This window comes from Pseudomonas matsuisoli (assembly GCF_014647635.1).
Taxonomy (GTDB): Bacteria; Pseudomonadota; Gammaproteobacteria; order Pseudomonadales; family Pseudomonadaceae; genus Pseudomonas_P; species Pseudomonas_P matsuisoli.
Genome location: NZ_BMPO01000008.1, coordinates 231,482 through 250,608 on the forward strand (window position 1 = coordinate 231,482; position 19,127 = coordinate 250,608).

A 19,127-nucleotide genomic window follows, 5' to 3' on the forward strand; every position below is an offset into this window, starting at 1 on the left:
GTTAACCATGAAAACGCCGCATAGCGCAGACACTCGCGCACGTATTCGTGAGCTCCGCATCTTGGTTGACGATCTGCAGATCAAACTTGCCGATCTGGAGGCGGACGAACAGGCGCAGCACGAAGAGATCGACCAGCTCGACGACTATATCCATGCGGTGGATACCCAGTTCACGAGCTTGCAGCTGTTCTGGATCACGTTAAAAGCCGAATGGCTGAAATCTAAGCGTTAGCGTGGATTGGCCTTGCGATACCACGGTCCATTTCCTTTGTAGGGCCGCGCCAGAGGCACTCACGGAAAGCGGTGGAAGCCCTTCGGGACTCCATCCTACGTCCGCGCTAACGATCCAAACGCCATTGTGGGAGCGGGCCATGCCCGCGATTTATGTACAGTTGGCGAGGTAAATCAAGGTTCCACCCCGCAACGAACAGGCGCAGAGGTTGAAACCAACATTCCCTATCGCTCGTTACCCGAAGCGCCTTTATCCAGAGCGTCGATGACCACCTCGCGAAGCGCTTGCTCAGCCCTAGGCGCACCTTGTTCGCGCCCAATCCACTCCCCATGCTGCGCGTCGCCGGCGCGCGAAATCCGCGCGACCAGTTCGACCTTTTCGAACGCCGATAGGGTGAGCTCCGGCATCATTGCGTCGGTGTCGGACAGGCTTACCTCGGCCGGCAGATCAGCCACGCGCAGGCGCTTCACCGCAAGCGGCATGGGAGGGCCATCCACTGCTCGAGCGAACACGAAGACAGCATCATTGGGCCGCACCTGCTGCTGTAGCGCATCCGCAAGCGCGACCCGTAGCCGGATGCCCTTCGCTGGCGTAGGAGCATCCTGGGCGTTGCTCCGCTGATCCATTTGCGCCTTGGCCATGGCGATACTTCGCTCGATGCCCTGCCGCGAGGGCTCACCCGCAGGCATGATCGCGAGCAATTTTTCCCAAAAACCTATCGCGTCGGCATAACGCCGCTCGTCGAAGGCATGGATACCAAGCAAGCCGAGGGTGGACGCTTCGCTGGGGTCAGCCGCCAACGCCTCGTCGGTCAATGCATCGAGCTGCGGCGACCACTGTTTATCTCCCGCGAAATACAGCGCCTGCGCCCAGAGACCGAGCACCGCCGGCGCACGACCTCCGGTCTCGGCAGCGCGCTGGAATGCCTTGGCAGCATCCGCAGCACGCCCTTCGGCGATCAACGTCCTGCCCAGGAAATACCACCCCTGCGAAGATTCCGGACGCTCGCGAACCGCGCGCTCCAGACGTGCCGTTATCTGTTCGATCGTTCCCGGCGCTTCGGCCGCCGTGCGCGCCTGCTCGACAGCACCGATCGCGCCAAACTTCGCATACAGCAGCAGCCCGAGGACCGGCACGCACACTGCCGCGAGCATCGGCACGACACGGCCCCGTACGCGCTGACGACCCGCATCGCCGTCGGTATCCGCCAACAACTCACGGGCGGCTTCGTCCTGGGCGGTCTGCAAACCTGGCTCATCGAGTACGCCCGCCTGATGCTGCTCTTCAAGCGCCTGCACGCGCTCTTCATAGAGTGCGACGTTCACCGCCGTGCGGTCCTCCTCTGCGCGCGCTCTATTGCGGCGTAACGAAGGCAACAGCAGGAAGCCCATGGCGATCAGGCACAACAACCCGGCGGAAATCCAAAATTCAATCATTGCGTGTTCTTTTCGCAGAGGTGCGCGCCAGCAACTGCGCTAATCGCTGCTGCTCGTCAGCTGTCAGACCGTTGGGGACGCGCCGAACCCGACGCCGGCGCCGCACGATGATCCCCAGCACCACGAACCCACCCGCGAGCAGCACTGCCGGTCCGCACCAGAGCAGCAGCGTGCGCCCGGTCAGCGGCGGCTTGTACATGACGAAGTCGCCGTAGCGCAGGACGAGGTAATCGACAATTTGCGCGTCGCTCTCACCCGCGCTGAGCATGCGATAGATTTCCGCGCGCAAATCCTTGGCGATGGGTGCATTGGAGTCGGCAATGTTCTGGTTCTGGCACTTGGGGCAGCGCAGCTCTTCGGTGAGGTGCCGATAGCGGGCGCGCTCCGCATCACTGGCGAAGGTGTAGGTATCGATGGCCGCGTGTGCTACGCCGCACAGCAACAAGAGCAGCGCCAGCACCTTGAACAGATGCTTCATGGTGCGCTCGCCTCGTCGACCAATTGCTGGTAACGCGGGGCAAGCTGCTCGCGCCACACGCGCTCGTCGACGATGCCGACATGCTTGTAGCGAATGATGCCGCGCGCATCGACCAGGAAGGTTTCCGGCGCGCCGTAGACGCCGAGATCAAGCCCCAGCGTGCCCTGTGGATCGCTGATGTTGAGCGTGTACGGATCGTGGAAATCGCTCAGCCATTTGCGTGCAGCGGCAATGTCATCCTTGTAGTTCACCCCGTGAATGTTTACACCGCTGGCCGCGATCTTGTTCAGCACCGGGTGCTCGGTACGGCACGCCACACACCAGGTGCCCCAGATGTTCACCAATGACGGCTTGCCCCGCAGATCGAGCTGCGTGATCGGGCGTTCGTCCGCCACGCCCGACAGCGAAAAAGCGGGGAAGGGTTTATCAATCAGGGCCGAGGGCAGCTCCGCCGGATCGAGAAACAGCCCGCGATAGAGAAAGGCGGCAATGCCGAGAAACACCAGCAACGGCACCGCGAATATCAGCCGTCTCATGTCCTCGCCTCCTCTCCAACGAGCGCGCCCACGACCCGCGCTTTCATTTTCATGCGGTAGCGTTTGTCCGCAGCCGCCAGGAAACCGCCCAGCCCCATCATCAAAGCGCCCAGCCAGATCCAGCGCACGAAGGGTTTGATCTGGATGCGCACGGCCCAGGCGCCTTGCTCCAAGGGCTCGCCAAGTGCCACGAACAAATCACGCGTCAGCCCGGCGTCGATGCCCGCTTCGGTCATCACCGAGCCTTGCACGGTGTACAGGCGTTTTTCAGGGTGCAGCACAGCGATCTGTCGCTGCGCCTCGAATATCCTTACCGTGCCGCGATCGGACACGAAGTTCGGCCCTTCATGGTGAGCGGCGCCCTCGAAGACGAATCGATAGCCACCCAGCTCCACATCAGCGCCCGGCGCCATCCGCAGGTCGCGCTCGATGCCACCCAGGCTGGTCAAGACCACGCCAAGCGCACAAACCGCCAGCCCCAGATGCGCCAGTTGCATGCCCCAGTAGCTACGCCCCAGGCTCCTCAGGCCGGTGAAAAAGCCCCTATGCCGCGTCTTATCCGCGATATCGCGTACGCCGGCGAGCACGACCCACGCCGCCAACAGGCAGACACTCAAGGCGGCCCAATGGAAATCACCCAGCAGCCAACCCGCGACAAGCGCCACGGCGACACTCGCGAGCAGCACCGGCGTGAGCATCCCGAGGAGCCAGCGCGTCGGCGTGTCCTTCCAGCGCACCAAGACGCCGATAGCCAGCATTGCCATCAACAAACCCATCAGCGGAACGAACAGCGCATTGAAGTACGGCGGCCCTACCGAAAGCTTGGCGCCGCTCATGGCGTCCAGCACCAGCGGATACAGCGTCCCCAGGAGAATCATCGACGCGGCGACCACCAGGATCAGGTTGTTGACCAGGAGCAGCGTCTCCCGCGACCACAGCCCGAACCCGACCTGGCTACGCACGACCGGCGCACGTATGGCGAACAGCGTCAGCGAGCCACCCACGACCAGCAACAGGAACGCCAGAATGAAGACGCCACGCGTGGGGTCCGTCGCGAACGCATGCACTGAGGTCAAGACCCCGGAACGTACGAGAAAGGTGCCCAGCAGGCTCAGCGAAAACGCTGCGATGGCGAGCAGTACCGTCCAGCTCTTGAATACGCCACGCTTCTCGGTCACTGCCAGTGAGTGGATGAGTGCGGTACCGACCAACCAAGGCATGAAGGACGCGTTCTCGACCGGGTCCCAGAACCACCAGCCGCCCCACCCCAGTTCGTAGTACGCCCACCAGGAACCCAGGGCGATGCCAACACCGAGAAAGGCCCAAGCGACGATCGTCCAAGGCCTAGACCAACGCGCCCAGGCCGCATCCAACTTGCCCCCCAGCAACGCGGCAATGGCGAAGGAGAACGCGACCGAAAACCCGACGTAGCCCATGTACAGCATTGGCGGATGCACGATCAGGCCGAAATCCTGCAACAACGGATTGAGGTCGCGGCCATCGAGCGGCGCGTTGGGTAGCAGGCGCGAGAACGGGTTGGAGGTGGCGATCAGAAAGAGCAGAAACCCCACGCTGATGACGCCCATGACGCCAAGCACGCGCGCCAGCATCTCCAGCGGCAACTGCCGGGAGAAAAGCGCGACGGCGAACGTCCAGCCGCCCAAGATCAGCGCCCAGAGCAACAGCGAGCCTTCATGCGCGCCCCATACTGCGCTGAACTTGTAGTACCAGGGCAACGCACTGTTGGAGTTCTCCGCCACATACGTCACGGAGAAGTCGTCGCAGAGGAACGCGTAGGTCAGGCAGCCAAACGCCAACAAGAGAAAGACGAATTGCCCCCAGGCTGCTGGACGTGCGAGGTTCATCCAGTCGACCTGGCCGCGCCAGGCACCCAGCAGCGGCATGCTGGCCTGCACGAGCGCCAGGCACAGCGCGAGGATCAGCGCCAGATGCCCCAGTTCAGGGATCATTGCGCGAGCTCCCTGCCGGCCGTCTTGAGTCGCTCGCCTTTTTCCAGCGCCTGTTTGACCTCCGGTGGCGTGTAGTTTTCATCGTGCTTGGCTAGCACTTCATCCGCCAGCAACAAGCCGCTGCTATCCAACGCCCCTAGCGCAACGATGCCCTGCCCTTCGCGGAACAGGTCCGGCAGGATGCCGTGATAGCGAATCGTGACCTCCGCGGCGCCATCGGTCACCACGAAATCCGTCTGCAACGAGTCCGCCGAACGCTTGACCGAGCCTTTCTCTACCAGCCCGCCCGCGCGAATGCGCGCGTTCAAGGGCGCCTCGCCCGCGACGATCTGGCTCGGCGTGTAGAAGAGGTTGATGTTCTGCTGCAAGGCGCTGAGCGCCAGTGCAACGGCGACGCCGACACCCGCAAGGATGGCTAGTACGACGAACAGACGCCGCTTACGAACGGCGTTCACCGTGATTCCTCCCGGCGCAAACGGCGCGCTTGTTCTTGCCAATACCGACGCCGTGCGCGCAGCGGCAATGCCACATTCAGCGCCAGCACTGCCACACAGATGCCATAGGCGGACCAGACGTAAACGCCGTGCGGCCCCATCGCGAGAAATTCCGAGAACGACGCGAAGCTCATCGCCCCTCCCCCACGCGCGCGGCGACCAGCGCCTTCACCCAGCTGCTGCGTGCCTCGCGATGCAGTACGTCCAGTCGCATGCGCACCAACAACACCGCGGCAAAGAAGCAATAGAAGCCAAGCACCATGACCAGCAGCGGCAGCCACATCTCGGCCGGCATGGCGGGCTTTTCGACGATGCTGAACGTGGCGGGCTGGTGCAGCGTGTTCCACCAGTCCACCGAGTATTTGATGATCGGAATATTCACGACGCCCACGATGGCGAGCACGGCGCACGCCTTGGCCGCGCTGTCCCGGTTGCTGATGGCCTGACCCAGCGCGATCACGCCGAAATAGAGGAACAGCAGGATCAACATGGACGTCAGGCGCGCATCCCAGACCCAATAGGTGCCCCAGGTCGGTCGGCCCCAGATCGATCCGGTGATCAGTGCGATGGCCGTCATCCAGGCGCCAATGGGCGCGGCCTGCTGCAGTGCGACGTCGGCAAGCTTCATCTTCCACACGAGCCCGACGATGCCGGTCGCGGCAAGCATCACGTAGATGGATTGCGCAAGGAATGCGGCGGGCACGTGGATATAGATGATGCGAAAGCTATTGCCCTGCTGGTAGTCAGGCGGCGCGAATGCCAGCCCCCACAGCGTGCCGACCACCAGCAGCACAGCCGCCGCGATGCTCAAGCCCGGCAACAGGCGCCCGCTGATCTCGTAGAACCACTTGGGCGAGCCCAGCTTGTGAAACCATGTCCAGTTCATCAGTACTCGTTCAGTTGCAAACCGTTTTCTAAAAACGCGAAGTCGTCCGAGCTCGCTGCAGGAGCGAGCCGGGCTGCGATCAGCTCGCTCGCGAGAGCGCCCGTAAGGCTAACCCGTTCAGCGCACCAGGAGGCTCAATCACTCACCCACGCTAATCCGCAGCCCCGCCGCAATGGCAAAGGGCGTCAACGTCACCGCCAGCACCGCAAGGCTCGCCAGCCATAAGAGGTGTCCCGCCACCGGCAACCCTTGAAGGTTCGCTTGCAGGGCGCCACTGCCCAGAATCAACACCGGGATGTACAGCGGCAGGATCAACAACGCCAGCAACACCCCGCCGCGTTTGAGCCCCACCGTGAGCGCAGCACCAACCGCGCCCAATAGGCTCAGCACGGGCGTGCCCAGCAGCAACGATCCGAGTAGCACCGGCAGACAACGCCCGGGCAACCCGAGCATCAACGCCAGCACCGGAGCGATCACGACCAGTGCCAGCCCGGAGAACAACCAATGTGCGGCGACCTTGGCCAACGCCAACACCGATAACGGATGACACGAAAGCACCCATTGCTCCAATGAACCGTCCTCAAAATCACTGCGAAACAGGTCGTCGAGGGACAACAGCACTGCCAACAAGGCGGCCATCCAGATCAATCCCGGCGACAGGCTTTGCAGGAGTGACGTCTGCGGTCCGATCGCCAGGGGAAACAACGCAATGACGATGGCGAAGAACACCAGCGGATTAGCCAGTTCTGCCGGGCGTCGACACAACAGTCGCGCCTCACGAACGATCAACGACACAAACACGCGCCCCATCACGTCGGCGTCCCCAGCGGTAGATCCTGATAGCGCTCGGGGGTAACGGTCAGCGCGTGATGGGTTGTCAGCACCACCGCGCCGCTTTGCCGGCAATGCTCGGCCAAATGCGCTTCCAATCCGTCCACGGCTTGCCGGTCCAACGCCGTGAAGGGCTCGTCCAGTATCCAAAGCGCCGGGGCGTCCAGATAAAGCCGCGCCAGCGCGACCCGGCGCTGCTGACCCGCGGACAACGTATGGCAGGGCACGTCCTCGTAACCGCGCAACCCCACCGCAGCCAGCGCGCGCCAAACGGAGTCGCGGTCGGCAGGACGATGCAACGCACATAGCCAGGCAAGGTTTTCTTCAGGGGTCAGCAAGGCTTTGATGCCCGCTGCGTGACCGATCCAAAGTAGCCCTTCAGCACCGCCCCTTACGCGCACCTCACCCGATGCTGCCGGCATCAATCCCGCCAGAATGCGCAACAGGCTCGTCTTGCCGCTGCCATTCGGGCCGGTCACTTGAAGCATCTCTCCTGCACCCACGCAGAGATTCAGATCCTCGAACAACACACGGCCGTCCCGCTCGCAGGTCACTGCTACGGCTTCGAGAAACGGACTACTCACGACATGGTTACCGGAATTGGCTCTGGACGATGGACGACAGGACAGGTGGGCGCATTCGGAAGGCGCTGGATTATACATCCCTTGATCAGACGCAATGTTTCGCCCGTCGCGGCGCTGGCCGGATCGATGCGGCGGAACATGCTCAATGAGAAATCAATGCTCGAAAAGGCCGTTGCGGATACCCGAGCGGGCCTTGAAAACGTGCGACAGCGTAACGCGTTGACAGCTTCCAGGAAATCATTTGTTACATCCTAGACCGATTCTGTTACGATCGAAAACCCGTGATGAACAGACGATACCGAAGTATCGCAGCCTGAAATCTGCGCTGCTAAACCCTGGTTTAGACAGCCCGCCTCGATGCAAACGAACACAAGTAGAGCGGCCCGAAGGCCCGCCAGCCGCGTTCTGGGCCACCCATGTGACCCGTAGTGGTAGCGATCGACCTGTAGTTAGCAACCGCCCTGTGCTTCATGCAAAACAGCCGGTGCAATTGGCCAGTGTCCTATCACCTGCCTGCCAGAACGTGAACGCCGACATACCCCCCTCGATGAGGGGCACTCGCTCGGCTGCCGCCATCGTTTCCCAAGAGATTCGGATCGCAGACCGGGCTCCCTGCTCGTGAGTCCTGCCTCATCCGGCGTTTCCTTGTGAGCAGTCATAGGTGGCCTCTACATGTTGTTGAACAAACAAACATCGCGAAGGAAGTTTCTGCTTTCTTCCTTGATCGCCTTGCCTGCGCTGGGCGTGACGATAAAAGGGCTGACCGCTGCGGCGGCGGCCGAAATGATTGCACCGAGCCTCGAGGGCTACAGCCCGACGTTCTTCAGCGCAGCGGAATGGGCCTTCATCACCGCAGCCTGCGACCGTTTCATCCCAGCTAATGGCCGTGGCCCTGGCGCGTTGGAAACCAACGTTCCCGTGTTCATGGACCAACAGTTGGCCGGCGATTTGGGCAGCGAGATCTACCTCGAAGGGCCATTCGACCTGAAAGCGCCCGCTGAATTGGGCTACCAGATCCCCTACACGCCGCAGGAGATCTATCGCAACGGCATCAAGGCCGTCGACGCCTGGTGCAAACAGACGCACCGCGACACGTTCGCCGCCCTCGATGCCGCCACGCAGAACGACGTCTTGAAGAAGCTGCAAGCGAGCGAAGTGAACTTCGCCGAGTTCGGTGAAGAGGTACTCAAGGCCAAGGCGTTCTTCAACGAAGCCCTGGCCCTGGCCAAGCAGGGATACCTCGCCGACCCCATCTACGGCGGCAACAAGGGCATGAAGGCCTGGATCGCCATCGGCTTCCCCGGCGCACGTGCCAGCTACCTGGAGTGGGTCGCGCAGCACAACGTCAAGTATCCACTCGGGCCGGTCAGCCTCAACGGCGACCGCGGCTGAACCCCATTCGCACGCGCAAAGCAGGCAAGGTTTCTTATGGCAAACATTACCAATGACGAAGTCGACGTCGTCGTCGTCGGCCTGGGCTGGACGGGCTCGTTGATGAGCATCGAGCTGGCGCAAGCCGGTTTGAAAGTACGCGCCCTGGAACGTGGGGAAGATCGCAACAACGCCGACTTCGCCTATCCCAAGCCGGCCGATCAGTACGCTTACGGCGTCCGCAACAAGATCATGGTCACCCCTAAAGATGGCGCGCTGACCGTTCGCCACAACATGCACAGCACCGCGCTGCCGACCCGCAAATGGGGCGCGTTCGTGCCTGGTACCGGCGTGGGTGGCTCTGGTTTGCACTGGACTGGCGTGCTGATTCGCCCAACACCCACCGACATCAAGCTCAAGACCTACGCGGACCAGGCCTATAAGCCCGGCATTCTGCAAGAGGACATGCGGATCGGCGACTTCCCCTTCACCTGGGAAGAAATGGAGCCGTACCTGGACAAGTTCGACAAGATCTGCGGACTGTCCGGCAACACGGGCAACCTTCGCGGCGAAATCCAGGAAGGCGGCGACCCGTTCGAAGGCCCGCGCTCCAATCCCTACCCGCTTCCGGCGCTGAAGGACACGCTCAACTGCTCCATGTTCGCCGAGGCGGCACGTAAGTTGGGTTATCACCCGTTCCCGAACCCGTCGGCGAACGTATCCCAAGCCTGGACCAACCCTTACGGCAACCAGATCGCCCCCTGCAATTACTGTGGCTACTGCAGCAAATACCCGTGCCTGAACTATTCCAAGGCCTCTCCGCAGACCGCGGTGATGGACGCCTTGAAACGCATGGACAACTTCGACTACCGGGTCAACGCCAACGTGTTGAAGGTCGAACTGCACCCCGATGGCAAGACCGCCCGAGGCGTCACCTATGCGGATGCTGACGGCAACATCGTCTTCCAACCGGCGAAGATCGTAGTCCTGGCGGGCTTCCAGTTCGTCAACGTGCGCCTGATGCTGCTGTCGGGTATCGGCAAACCGTACGACCCGATCACCGAGACCGGCGTCGTCGGCCGTAATTACGCCTACCTCAGCAATGGCGGCACCACGCTGTTCTTCAAGGACAAGCATTTCAATCCGTTCGCCACTGCGGGCGCCACCGGCCAGATGTTCAACGACGTATCGCCCGGCAACTATGACGGCCCTTCGCTCGGCTTCATCGGCGGCGCCAAGATCCACAGTTCGCAGGCCACCGGTACCCCCATCGGCACCGCGCTGCCCAAGGGCACACCGGACTGGGGCCAGGGCTGGAAGGAAGGCATGCAGGACTGGTACGGCCACTCCATGAAGATCAGCATTTCCACCGGCTGCATGTCCTACCGCGGACACTATGTGGATCTGGACCCGACCTACAAGGACCCGTGGGGCCAGCCGTTGCTGCGCATCACGTTCGATTGGAAGGAAAACGAGCTGAAGCTGCAGCAATACCTGCGCACGATCGTGAACAACATCGCCCAGGAGCTGAGCCCGGACAGCTACAGCGAAAGCTTCCTGTCGATGGACTCGCACTGGGACATCACCAAGTACGTGTCCACCCACAACGTGGGCGGCGCCGTCATGGGCGAATCGCCGGAAACCAGCGCCTTGAACCGCTACCTGCAGAGCTGGGACGTGCACAACGTCTTCGTTCCCGGTGGCAACGCGTTCCCGCAGAACTTCCAGGCCAACCCGACCGCACTGATTGGCGCTATCACGCTGTTCTCGGCGCAAGCCATCAAGGAGCAGTACCTCAAGAACCCCGGCCCGCTGGTGCAGGCGTAAGGAGCAGGCAGATGAGAAACAAATCCCGCTCCATTCTGCTCATCGTCGTTGTCATCGGCATCGTCTTGGCGTTGCTGGCCTGGGCGATCAGCCTGGTACTCAACCGCTCCGGCGATCCCGAGGCGAAGATGACGCAAGCCATCACCCCGGAACTCGTCAGCAAAGGTGAATACCTGGCGCGCGCCGGCGACTGCGTGGCCTGCCATACCCGTCGCGGCGGCAAGCCCTTCGCCGGTGGCCTGGGTATAGAGTCGCCCATCGGCACCCTCTATTCGACCAACATCACGCCGGACGAAAAGACCGGCATCGGTGGCTGGACGTATGGTGAGTTCGAGCGCGCCGTCCGCCGTGGCATCAACCACGATGGCAGTGCGTTGTATCCGGCCATGCCCTTCCCGTCCTACGCCCGCGTCACGGACGAAGACATGGAAGCGCTGTACGCGTACTTCATGCAGGGTGTCGCGCCGATCGAGCAGGCGAACCAGGTCAACGACGTTCCGTGGCCGCTGTCGATCCGCTGGCCACTGGCCTATTGGCGCACGTTCTTCTCGCCATCGCCCGAGTCGGCTGCTCAATCGCTGGCCGCCGCGGCCGAGGCGTCCCATGAGCAGATCGCGCGCGGCGCTTATCTGGTTCAGGGCCTGGGCCACTGTGGCTCCTGCCATACACCTCGTGCGCTGACCATGCAGGAGAAAGGGCTGGACGAAAGCAGTGCGGCGTACCTCTCCGGTAGCGAGCTCAATGGCTGGGCAGTGCCTTCCATTCGCGGCATGGCGCATTGGTCGCAAGACGAGCTCGTCGACTACCTGGGCACGGGGCGTAACGCCAAGGCGTCGGTGGCCGGCGAGATGACGGACGTGATCGCCAACAGCACGTCGCACATGTCCGACGAGGACCTGCATGCGATGGCGGCCTACTTGAAGTCGCTGTCCGCTGAACAGCCCTCCAAGGGCGGGTCCGAGCGCAGCGAAGCGACGGCGAGCAAATTGACCGCCGCCACCGACCTGAGCCTGGGCGAACGTCTGTACTTGGACAACTGCAACGCCTGCCACTTCGTTTCCGGCAAAGGCGCGCCGCGCGTGTTCCCACAACTGGATGGGGCATCGGTGATCAATGCCGCTAATCCCACGGCGCTGATCCATGTGATTCTCGCCGGCGCCCAGACGCCCTCGACGGCGCGCGCTCCGGCTGTCCTGCCGATGCCCGGCTTTGCCTACCGCATGAATGACGAAGAGGTTGCCGAACTGGCCACGTTCCTTCGCCAGGGCTGGTCCAACGACGCGGCAGCAGTAACGGCAGCGCAAGTGCACGATGTCCGCCAAAGCCTGGCCCACGGCCACGGCCAGGCAAAAACCACGATCGAGCCGTCCCAAGGGGAGCGGTAACAAGCAGGCCCTGGCCCAAAGGTCAGCCAGGGCCTTCGCATCGGGTTCCATCTCCTGTGGGAGCGGGCCGCGATAGGGTCACCGCCATCCCATCGCGGGCATGGCGCGCTCCCACAAACTGGAAAAAACAAACCTTGCACATTCAAGGGGCCGCAACACCCTCAAGGCTCACGCTGGAATTGCATCTGCCAGGCAATCCCTGAAGAGCCGGTGCGGTGGCGATTGGCGTGAGCCATAACGCGACACCAATACCAACTCCCGATGGAACGTCTGCTCGCCCAACCCAACAATGGTGACCGCCGGATCGTTGTCCACCCACAGCCCCGCCAGGGGAATGAGCGACACACCCAAGCCGCTTTCGACCATTTTCACGATGGCATCTAATTCATCCAGTTCGAGCACCTGATTCGGCTGTATCCGATGCTTGCGCAGAAATTGCGTGACCAGCCGCCCGCCGAATGAGCTGCGGTCATAACGGACAAAGGGGTTTTCCGCGAGCATGCTCAGCGGGTCTTTGATCGCTGCGTCCTTGGGCACAATCAACACGAAGGGTTCGCTACGTACCAGCTCGGCATCGAGTTCTTTCGGCAACGAAAAAGGTGGGCGAATGATGATCGCCAGATCGATCTCGCCACTGTCCACTTGATTGAGCAGGTTCAGCGAGACGCCGGGCACCAGTTTGGGTTCAATCCCCGGAGATTGCTGGCGCAAACGCAGCAGAATCGACGGCATCAGGCAGGTCTGCACCGAGCCGATCGCGCCGATACGCAACTCGCCACGGTACTCCTCCAGCCGCTCGGGCGTTCCCATCGCGGCGAACAACGCCATGATCTGCTCTGCCAGCGGAATCGCCCGGACACCCGCCGCGTTCAGTGTCGCCGTCCGACCGGTGCGATCGAAAAGCACGATGCCAAGCGATTCTTCCAGGTTTTTTATCTGCGCGCTGACGGCGGACTGCGTCAAGCCAACTTGCTTGCCAGCGGCGGCGAATGTCCCACAACGAACGACGGTGAGGAATGTTTTCAGTTCACGGATCATGGCTAGTCATTGATCGAAATTATTTGAGCTCGAAACAAAACATATTTGCTTTTCCACACAATGTACATGGGTGAATAATCGCCACAGAAAAACACCGAACCAGCAGGATGACCGCCGTGAGCCTTTCTCCTTTCCACCTCGCTATTCCCGTTTATGACTTGCCGGCCGCACGCACCTTCTACGGTGACGTGTTCGGTCTCGCCGAAGGCCGCTCTTCCGATCATTGGGTCGACTTCGACTTCTACGGGCACCAGCTCGTGATCCACGAGCATCCGAAGACCGCTTCGCAAGAGTCCGCACATACCAATGCTGTCGATGGCCATAACGTGCCGGTGCCGCATTTCGGCATCATCCTGCACTGGGATGAGTGGGAAGCGCTGGCGGATCGCCTGAAAGCCCGTGAAACCCAGTTCGTGATCGAGCCCTACGTTCGCTTCAAGGGCCAGGTTGGCGAGCAAGCCACCATGTTCCTGTTCGATCCATGCGGCAACGCACTGGAGTTCAAGGCGTTCAAGGACATGAGTCAGCTGTTCGCCAAGTAAGACCCTCATCACGACCGCCAGCTCGAAAAATGGCGGCGTTAAAAGCTTTGCGGTGTCTGGCCCGTGCATTTCAGCCTCTCTGAAGAAAAATTGATTTCGATCGATTTTCTTTATCTGTGGCTGCGTCCGCCCGGGCGGACCTGACCGTCGAGCGCTTCATTTCATCTGCCGAAGACAATGAAGACGCCCATGGGCCAGCCATTAGCCATTGAATCCCTCGTTAACGTCCCTTCCCCAGATGCGTGGCGGATCGTCCCCTCGGGCGATACCTGCCTGATCATCCAGGTGGCAGAGACCTTCAGCCTCGACGCCAATCGCCGCGCCGCCGCGATTGCGCGCCAGATCGAAGCACGCCGCGCACAAGGCGTGCTTGTCGGAATCACCGATGTCGTCCCCGGCATGATCTCGGTTGGCGTCCACTACTGGCCAGACGCTGTTCCGAGCACGAGCGGCGAACTCCCGTATCGCAGCCTGACCCGCCAACTGGACGAGGTACTGCGCACTAGCAGCAGCGATACCGCCATCGGCGCCGCGCGGGAGATCGATATCCCGGTTTGCTACGGCGGCGAATTCGGCCCCGATCTCGACGAGGTCGCTCAGGCCTGCGGGCTGACGCCGAACGAAGTCATCGCTGGGCATACGGCCTCACCCGTGGATGTCCTGATGCTCGGCTTCGCACCGGGTCATGCCTATATCGGCGAATTCGCCTCGTCGCTGACGATCCCGCGCCGCAGCACACCGCGTACGCGAGTCGCCAAAGGCAGCATCGGCCTGGCGAATCGTCAGAGCGTGATCTACCCCACGGATCTTCCCGGCGGCTGGAACCTCATTGGCCGCACGCCCTTGAGCGTGTTCGATCTGGCCGACACTTCTCCTTGCTTGCTGCAGGCGGGTGATCGCGTGCGCTTCGTGGAGATCACCCCGGATGAATTCCAGGCATTGACGGGGCAGCCAACATGACTCTTCGCGTACTCAAACCAGGGCTCGCTTGCACGTTCCAAGACCTGGGACGAAGCGGCTATCAGCACCTGGGCGTCCCCGTGAACGGTGCGATGGACGCTGACGCGCACCGGCTGGCCAACGCCCTGGTCGGCAACACGCCGGATCGGGCGACGCTCGAAATCACCTTGCAAGGGCCGGAACTGGTTTTCCAGGTCGGCGCCGTGATCGCAATAGCCGGCGCCGACCTGGGCGCGACACTCGATGGCGAACCGCTACGGCCATTGCGGGCCGCCCGCGTACGTCCCGGCGCCGTGCTCGCCTTCGGCAAACGGATCAACGGGGCGCGCGCCTACCTGGCTGTGCGCGGCGGTTACGTATTGAATGACACGCTGGGCAGTGCGAGCACCTATTCACGCGGAGCCTACGGTGGTTTCGCCGGGCGCCCGATTCGCCGCGATGACGTGATCGGCATTGCCTCCGGTTTCGCGAACCCGCCCCGTGTGATGTTGCCACGCGATACAGCTCCACATGCCGCGGATGACGCGCCTATCCGGGTCGTCGCGGGGCGCGAGTGGGCGCTGTTCGATACGGCCTCGCAAGCGCATTTCCTATCCACGCCCTACCGCATCGAGAACGAATCGGAGCGCATGGGTTATCGGCTGAGCGGCGAGAAAATCATGCTGCAAGCCCCCGCCGACATGCTCTCCGAGGCTGTTGGTTTCGGCACCATTCAGGTTCCGCCCAGCGGTCAGCCCATCATTCTCATGGCCGACCGGCAAACCACGGGCGGCTACCCAAAGATCGCCCATGTAATTTCCGTCGACCTGCCGCGCCTTGCCCAGAAGCTGCCGGGCGAGGACATCCACTTCGCATTGGTCGATCTGGACCAGGCCCAGGCGCTGAGCCTTGCCCATAGCGCGCGCTTCGCCCAGCTGGAGGACGCTCATGGCCCACATTGATTTCAACAGCGACCTGGGTGAGAGCTTCGGCCTCTATTCGGTCGGAAGTGATGCCGAGATTTTGCCGCACATTACCTCGGCGAACATCGCCTGTGGCTTCCACGCAGGCGACGCGCCGACTATGCGCAAGACGGTCGCCAGAGCCAAAGCGCTGGGCGTTGAAGTCGGCGCCCATCCGGGCCTGCCAGACCTGCAAGGCTTCGGCCGGCGCGAGATGAAGCTTTCTCCAGACGAAGCGTACGAGTTCGTCGTCTATCAGATCGGCGCACTGTTGGGCTTCACCTCCGCTGCGGGGATTTCGCTGAATCACGTCAAACCCCACGGCGCGCTCTACAACATGGCCGCAGTCGACGCGACGCTTGCCGACGCGATTTGCCAGGCGGTGAAGGATGTCGACGCCTCGCTGGTTCTCTTCGGTCTCGCGAACAGCGAACTCACCCGAGCCGGCGAAGCGCTGGGCTTGAAGGTCGCCCATGAAGTATTCGCGGACCGTTCCTACCAAGCGGACGGCACATTGACACGCAGGGGCACCCCCGGCGCGATGATTGATGACCCAGTAATCGCCACCGAACAGATCCTGACGATGCTGAGCGAGGGCAAGGTTCGTAGCCAGCGGGGCACCTGGGTGCCCGTACGCCCAGACACGGTCTGCATCCATGGCGATCAGCCCGGCGCACCGGCCTTCGCGAAAGCGATTCGCCAGGCCCTGGAAAAAGAAGGCGTCACCGTCAAAGCCCCATTACTCAACCACGCATAACGCAGACCACCTCATAAAAAACCACTGCGTCGTACCCCGAGCAACTCGTCGAACACCCGCTGGAAACGGGCCGACACCTTTTAAAACTGCCGAGATTCACCAAGCCAAAAACAAGAGGGCCGGACTCGCGCGGCATTGCCGCTGCAATACGGACGACAAGAAACAGCCAGCTCGACTGGCCAACACTGCCTCCATAAATCGACATAAAGGTGAGATATGTCTCGCGTGCTTAGCCCTGAATATGCGGCAACGGCTTCGGCTGCTCCGGAAAAAGCGTCATCGGTCGCCAAACGCGCCGCCACCGCCTCCGCCACCGGCACGGCGGTGGAGTACTACGAGTTCGGTGTGTACGGCTATATGGCCGTGATCATCGGTCCGCTGTTCTTTCCCGGCGACAACCCGACCGCCTCGCTGCTCGCCGCGCTGGCGGTCTTCGGCAGCTCCTTTCTCATCCGGCCGCTGGGCGGCGTATTGCTCGGCCGGCTCGGTGACAAGATCGGGCGCCGCAAGGTACTTCTAACAACCGTTATCGGCATGGGCATAGCGACCGCCGGAATGGGGTTGCTCCCGACCACAGCACAAGTCGGCATGCTCGCGCCAATGCTGCTCGTTCTAATGCGCCTTACCCAGGGCTTCTTCGCAGGTGCGGAAGTCATCGGTGCAGCAGCGTTCGTTGCCGAGTCCTCTCCGACCGGACGCCGTGGCTTCTTCGGTGCGTTTACGCCGGTCGGCGTCGCGCTGGGCGGCGCCACGGCAGCGATCGTCTGTGCGATTACCACCGGCGTGCTGACGGATGACCAACTGCGTGAATGGGGCTGGCGCATTCCATTCCTGCTGTCCATTCCGCTGGTGCTGATCTCCTGCAAGATGCGTCACAACGTCGAGGAAACGCCGGAATTCAAGGCGTTCCTCGAGAAAGAGCAGCCGCCCAAAGCGCCCATCAAGGAAGTGCTGAGCACGCAACTGGGTTCCGTTGGCCGCGTCATCCTGCTGACCTTCGGCCAGAATGCGGGCTACTGGATCGGCCTGGTGTTCATGAACATCTACCTCACCACTTATCTGGGCTTCGACAAGTCCAAGGTGTTCTGGGTGATCGCCTGTATCAGCCTGTGCATGGCAGCGATGATGCCGTTCTGGGGCGGCCTGTCGGACCGCCTGGGCCGCCGCAAGGTGCTGACCATCGGCTTCATCGGTTACATCGCCTTGGTCCTGCCGATGATGATGGTCATGGGCACGGGTTCGCTGTGGGTCGCCGCAATCGCCATGTTCATCGCGACGCTACCGATGCCCATCATTCAGTCCGTGGGTTATCCAACCTACGCCGAGCAGTTCCCGACTCGCGTGCGCTACACCGCGATGGCGATCAGCATCAACATTGGCGCGATCCTCGGCGGCGGCATCACGCCCTACATCGTCACGTCGATCATTGCCAAGACTGGCAACCTCCTGACGCCAGGCTTCTTCATGGCCGGCGCGGCGTTCTGCGCCCTGCTCTCGCTGTTGGCCCTGCGTGAAACCGCCCACGAGAACCTGGCCCGATGAGCATGCCCTTGCCCTCGACCCCACGTGAGCTGCGCGAGCTGATCGCAAAAGGCGAATGGACGACGCCGACGTCTGGTGTGCTGGACGATTACCAGCAGGCCAACCTGGCCGTCGTGCCACGTGCCCATGCGTACGATTTCCTGCTGTTCTGCACACGGAACCCGAAGAGCTGCCCGGTGATCGCGGTCACCGAGCCCGGCAGCCCCTTCATCGAGGGGAAAGAAGGCCAGATCGACCTCAGGACCATGCTGCCGCGCTATCGCGTCTGGGCGCATGGCGCCCTCGTCGACGAGCCGACGGACCTGACACGCCACTGGCGCGATGACGCAGTCGGCTTTCTGCTGGGTTGCAGCCACACCTTCGACGCGCCACTGCGTCGTGCAGGCATTCCCGTTTCGGGCGCCGCGCCAGCGGTGTACCGCACGTCACGACGCTGCCGCGATGCTGCCGGGCTTTCGGGCCCACTGGTAGTCAGCATGCGCCCGGTGCCGACGGACAAGGTCGCGCTCGCGGTGGAAGTCACATCGCGCTACCCGACGGGTCATGGTGCGCCGGTGCATATCGGCGACCCAGCAAAACTGGGCATCACCGATTTGTCCAAACCTGATTTCGGCGTGGTACCGCCGATGGACGAAGACAGTGTCCCGGTGTTCTGGGCCTGCGGTGTGACACCGCAACTCGTCCTGCCGGAGCTCGGCGCGCCCTACGTGTTTTCCCATTACCCGGGGCACATGCTCGTGCTCGACCAGCGTGTCGATGAAATGGCGACCGCCCTGAGCTGAGATGCCCCGATTGCATAGCGAAAGAGGAATACAGATGGACATCACTGCCATCGAGAAACTGGCCGAACTGGTCGAACGTATCGGCCTGGATGAATTGGAAGTCACTGAAGGTGAGTTCCACGTTCGGCTGACCAAGCGTGGTCCGCAGACGATCATGACAACGGCAGCGACGCCTCAGCTGCCCACCATGAATGCAAGCGCACCGGCCACCGAACCCGCTGCGGCACAAATACCAGGCAGCAACGGCCGCACCATCGGGTCGCCCATGGTCGGTACGTTCTACCGCGCGGAATCACCAGAGTCGCCCAACTTCGTCGAAGTGGGCGCCACCGTGAAGAAAGGCGACATCCTGTGCATCGTCGAAGCCATGAAGATGATGAACCATATCGAGGCTGAAGCCAGCGGCACCATCGAATCCATCCTCGTCGAAAACGGCCAGCCGGTGGAATACGATCAGCCGTTGTTCACTATTGTTTGATGGTTGTTCAGTCGCCAATGACCTATGTCATAGGGCATTTAACCGTCCTTAAAGCGC

General features: G+C 62.0%; 21 protein-coding genes. 11 read left to right on the forward strand and 10 right to left on the reverse strand.

The window, feature by feature from the left end; translation table 11 throughout:
• Positions 1-7: 7 nt before the first annotated feature.
• On the forward strand, positions 8-232 hold the full coding sequence (locus tag IEY47_RS17040) for a hypothetical protein (protein ID WP_188984854.1): 225 nt from the start codon (positions 8-10) through the stop codon (positions 230-232).
• Positions 233-456: 224 nt separating this feature from the next.
• Here IEY47_RS17040 and ccmI read toward each other — a convergent pair whose 3' ends face one another.
• From ccmI to ccmA, 9 genes are all read right to left on the reverse strand, one after another.
• Positions 457-1,668 carry a c-type cytochrome biogenesis protein CcmI gene (gene ccmI, locus IEY47_RS17045; protein ID WP_188984856.1) on the reverse strand — a complete coding sequence of 404 codons (1,212 nt, stop codon included), beginning with the start codon at positions 1,666-1,668 and terminating at the stop codon, positions 457-459.
• Positions 1,661-2,146: a cytochrome c-type biogenesis protein gene (locus IEY47_RS17050; RefSeq protein ID WP_188984858.1), complete on the reverse strand. Its 486-nt coding sequence runs from the start codon at positions 2,144-2,146 to the stop codon at positions 1,661-1,663. The genes ccmI and IEY47_RS17050 overlap by 8 nt, the downstream gene beginning before the upstream one ends.
• Positions 2,143-2,682, reverse strand: a complete 540-nt coding sequence (locus tag IEY47_RS17055; protein ID WP_188984860.1) for a DsbE family thiol:disulfide interchange protein — start codon at positions 2,680-2,682, stop codon at positions 2,143-2,145. The genes IEY47_RS17050 and IEY47_RS17055 overlap by 4 nt, the downstream gene beginning before the upstream one ends.
• Complete coding sequence (locus tag IEY47_RS17060; protein ID WP_188984862.1) at positions 2,679-4,652, reverse strand: heme lyase CcmF/NrfE family subunit; 1,974 nt, start codon at positions 4,650-4,652, stop codon at positions 2,679-2,681. The genes IEY47_RS17055 and IEY47_RS17060 overlap by 4 nt, the downstream gene beginning before the upstream one ends.
• Positions 4,649-5,107 carry a cytochrome c maturation protein CcmE gene (gene ccmE, locus IEY47_RS17065; RefSeq protein WP_188984864.1) on the reverse strand — a complete coding sequence of 153 codons (459 nt, stop codon included), beginning with the start codon at positions 5,105-5,107 and terminating at the stop codon, positions 4,649-4,651. Before ccmE ends, IEY47_RS17060 begins: the two co-directional genes overlap by 4 nt.
• Positions 5,104-5,280 (reverse strand): heme exporter protein CcmD, encoded by a 177-nt coding sequence (ccmD, locus tag IEY47_RS17070; protein WP_188984866.1) that lies wholly within the window; start codon positions 5,278-5,280, stop codon positions 5,104-5,106. The genes ccmE and ccmD overlap by 4 nt, the downstream gene beginning before the upstream one ends.
• Positions 5,277-6,035, reverse strand: a complete 759-nt coding sequence (locus IEY47_RS17075; RefSeq protein ID WP_188984948.1) for a heme ABC transporter permease — start codon at positions 6,033-6,035, stop codon at positions 5,277-5,279. Before IEY47_RS17075 ends, ccmD begins: the two co-directional genes overlap by 4 nt.
• 135 nt (positions 6,036-6,170) lie before the next feature.
• The gene (ccmB, locus tag IEY47_RS17080) at positions 6,171-6,842 is read right to left on the reverse strand and encodes a heme exporter protein CcmB (RefSeq protein ID WP_188984867.1); all 672 of its coding nucleotides are present in this window, start codon (positions 6,840-6,842) and stop codon (positions 6,171-6,173) included.
• A complete protein-coding gene (ccmA, locus tag IEY47_RS17085; protein WP_188984869.1) occupies positions 6,842-7,447 on the reverse strand; it encodes a cytochrome c biogenesis heme-transporting ATPase CcmA in 606 nt (201 codons plus the stop codon). Before ccmA ends, ccmB begins: the two co-directional genes overlap by 1 nt.
• A gap of 672 nt (positions 7,448-8,119) precedes the next feature.
• On the opposite strand from ccmA, the gene IEY47_RS17090 reads away from it, so the two are divergent.
• Genes IEY47_RS17090 through IEY47_RS17100 form a run of 3 tightly spaced genes read left to right on the forward strand, consistent with a single transcriptional unit; the run spans position 8,120 to position 12,030 of the window.
• A complete protein-coding gene (locus IEY47_RS17090) occupies positions 8,120-8,839 on the forward strand; it encodes a gluconate 2-dehydrogenase subunit 3 family protein (RefSeq protein WP_188984871.1) in 720 nt (239 codons plus the stop codon).
• Positions 8,840-8,875: 36 nt separating this feature from the next.
• Positions 8,876-10,645, forward strand: a complete 1,770-nt coding sequence (locus IEY47_RS17095) for a GMC family oxidoreductase (protein WP_188984874.1) — start codon at positions 8,876-8,878, stop codon at positions 10,643-10,645.
• An 11-nt stretch (positions 10,646-10,656) separates the two neighbouring features.
• Complete coding sequence (locus IEY47_RS17100; protein WP_188984876.1) at positions 10,657-12,030, forward strand: c-type cytochrome; 1,374 nt, start codon at positions 10,657-10,659, stop codon at positions 12,028-12,030.
• 168 nt (positions 12,031-12,198) lie between these two features.
• Here the strand turns inward: IEY47_RS17100 and IEY47_RS17105 are convergent, their stop codons facing one another.
• Positions 12,199-13,068: a LysR family transcriptional regulator gene (locus IEY47_RS17105; protein WP_188984878.1), complete on the reverse strand. Its 870-nt coding sequence runs from the start codon at positions 13,066-13,068 to the stop codon at positions 12,199-12,201.
• A gap of 116 nt (positions 13,069-13,184) precedes the next feature.
• Between IEY47_RS17105 and IEY47_RS17110 the strand changes: the two genes are divergently transcribed.
• From IEY47_RS17110 to accB, 7 genes are all read left to right on the forward strand, one after another.
• A complete protein-coding gene (locus IEY47_RS17110) occupies positions 13,185-13,610 on the forward strand; it encodes a VOC family protein (protein ID WP_188984880.1) in 426 nt (141 codons plus the stop codon).
• 189 nt (positions 13,611-13,799) lie between these two features.
• Positions 13,800-14,570 carry a 5-oxoprolinase subunit PxpB gene (gene pxpB / locus IEY47_RS17115; RefSeq protein WP_188984882.1) on the forward strand — a complete coding sequence of 257 codons (771 nt, stop codon included), beginning with the start codon at positions 13,800-13,802 and terminating at the stop codon, positions 14,568-14,570.
• Positions 14,567-15,511 (forward strand): 5-oxoprolinase subunit C family protein, encoded by a 945-nt coding sequence (locus tag IEY47_RS17120; RefSeq protein ID WP_188984883.1) that lies wholly within the window; start codon positions 14,567-14,569, stop codon positions 15,509-15,511. The genes pxpB and IEY47_RS17120 overlap by 4 nt, the downstream gene beginning before the upstream one ends.
• Positions 15,498-16,268, forward strand: a complete 771-nt coding sequence (locus IEY47_RS17125) for a LamB/YcsF family protein (RefSeq protein WP_188984885.1) — start codon at positions 15,498-15,500, stop codon at positions 16,266-16,268. Before IEY47_RS17120 ends, IEY47_RS17125 begins: the two co-directional genes overlap by 14 nt.
• A 216-nt stretch (positions 16,269-16,484) precedes the next feature.
• Positions 16,485-17,810 (forward strand): MFS transporter, encoded by a 1,326-nt coding sequence (locus IEY47_RS17130; RefSeq protein WP_188984887.1) that lies wholly within the window; start codon positions 16,485-16,487, stop codon positions 17,808-17,810.
• A complete protein-coding gene (locus IEY47_RS17135) occupies positions 17,807-18,592 on the forward strand; it encodes a putative hydro-lyase (RefSeq protein WP_229779499.1) in 786 nt (261 codons plus the stop codon). Before IEY47_RS17130 ends, IEY47_RS17135 begins: the two co-directional genes overlap by 4 nt.
• Before the next feature lie 34 nt (positions 18,593-18,626).
• Positions 18,627-19,070: an acetyl-CoA carboxylase biotin carboxyl carrier protein gene (gene accB, locus IEY47_RS17140; protein ID WP_188984889.1), complete on the forward strand. Its 444-nt coding sequence runs from the start codon at positions 18,627-18,629 to the stop codon at positions 19,068-19,070.
• The last annotated feature ends 57 nt before the right edge of the window (positions 19,071-19,127 follow it).

Bases quoted from the DNA above. Each gene is read 5' to 3' on its own strand.
- IEY47_RS17105 (WP_188984878.1), bottom strand. From the start codon at position 13,068: ATGATCCGTGAACTGAAAACATTCCTCACCGTCGTTCGTTGTGGGACA.
- ccmI (WP_188984856.1), bottom strand. From the start codon at position 1,668: ATGATTGAATTTTGGATTTCCGCCGGGTTGTTGTGCCTGATCGCCATG.
- IEY47_RS17090 (WP_188984871.1), top strand. From the start codon at position 8,120: ATGTTGTTGAACAAACAAACATCGCGAAGGAAGTTTCTGCTTTCTTCC.
- pxpB (WP_188984882.1), top strand. From the start codon at position 13,800: ATGGGCCAGCCATTAGCCATTGAATCCCTCGTTAACGTCCCTTCCCCA.
- IEY47_RS17060 (WP_188984862.1), bottom strand. From the start codon at position 4,652: ATGATCCCTGAACTGGGGCATCTGGCGCTGATCCTCGCGCTGTGCCTG.
- IEY47_RS17135 (WP_229779499.1), top strand. From the start codon at position 17,807: ATGAGCATGCCCTTGCCCTCGACCCCACGTGAGCTGCGCGAGCTGATC.
- IEY47_RS17130 (WP_188984887.1), top strand. From the start codon at position 16,485: ATGTCTCGCGTGCTTAGCCCTGAATATGCGGCAACGGCTTCGGCTGCT.
- ccmB (WP_188984867.1), bottom strand. From the start codon at position 6,842: ATGGGGCGCGTGTTTGTGTCGTTGATCGTTCGTGAGGCGCGACTGTTG.
- IEY47_RS17100 (WP_188984876.1), top strand. From the start codon at position 10,657: ATGAGAAACAAATCCCGCTCCATTCTGCTCATCGTCGTTGTCATCGGC.
- IEY47_RS17095 (WP_188984874.1), top strand. From the start codon at position 8,876: ATGGCAAACATTACCAATGACGAAGTCGACGTCGTCGTCGTCGGCCTG.
- accB (WP_188984889.1), top strand. From the start codon at position 18,627: ATGGACATCACTGCCATCGAGAAACTGGCCGAACTGGTCGAACGTATC.
- IEY47_RS17040 (WP_188984854.1), top strand. From the start codon at position 8: ATGAAAACGCCGCATAGCGCAGACACTCGCGCACGTATTCGTGAGCTC.
- IEY47_RS17125 (WP_188984885.1), top strand. From the start codon at position 15,498: ATGGCCCACATTGATTTCAACAGCGACCTGGGTGAGAGCTTCGGCCTC.
- IEY47_RS17055 (WP_188984860.1), bottom strand. From the start codon at position 2,682: ATGAGACGGCTGATATTCGCGGTGCCGTTGCTGGTGTTTCTCGGCATT.
- IEY47_RS17120 (WP_188984883.1), top strand. From the start codon at position 14,567: ATGACTCTTCGCGTACTCAAACCAGGGCTCGCTTGCACGTTCCAAGAC.
- IEY47_RS17050 (WP_188984858.1), bottom strand. From the start codon at position 2,146: ATGAAGCATCTGTTCAAGGTGCTGGCGCTGCTCTTGTTGCTGTGCGGC.
- ccmD (WP_188984866.1), bottom strand. From the start codon at position 5,280: ATGAGCTTCGCGTCGTTCTCGGAATTTCTCGCGATGGGGCCGCACGGC.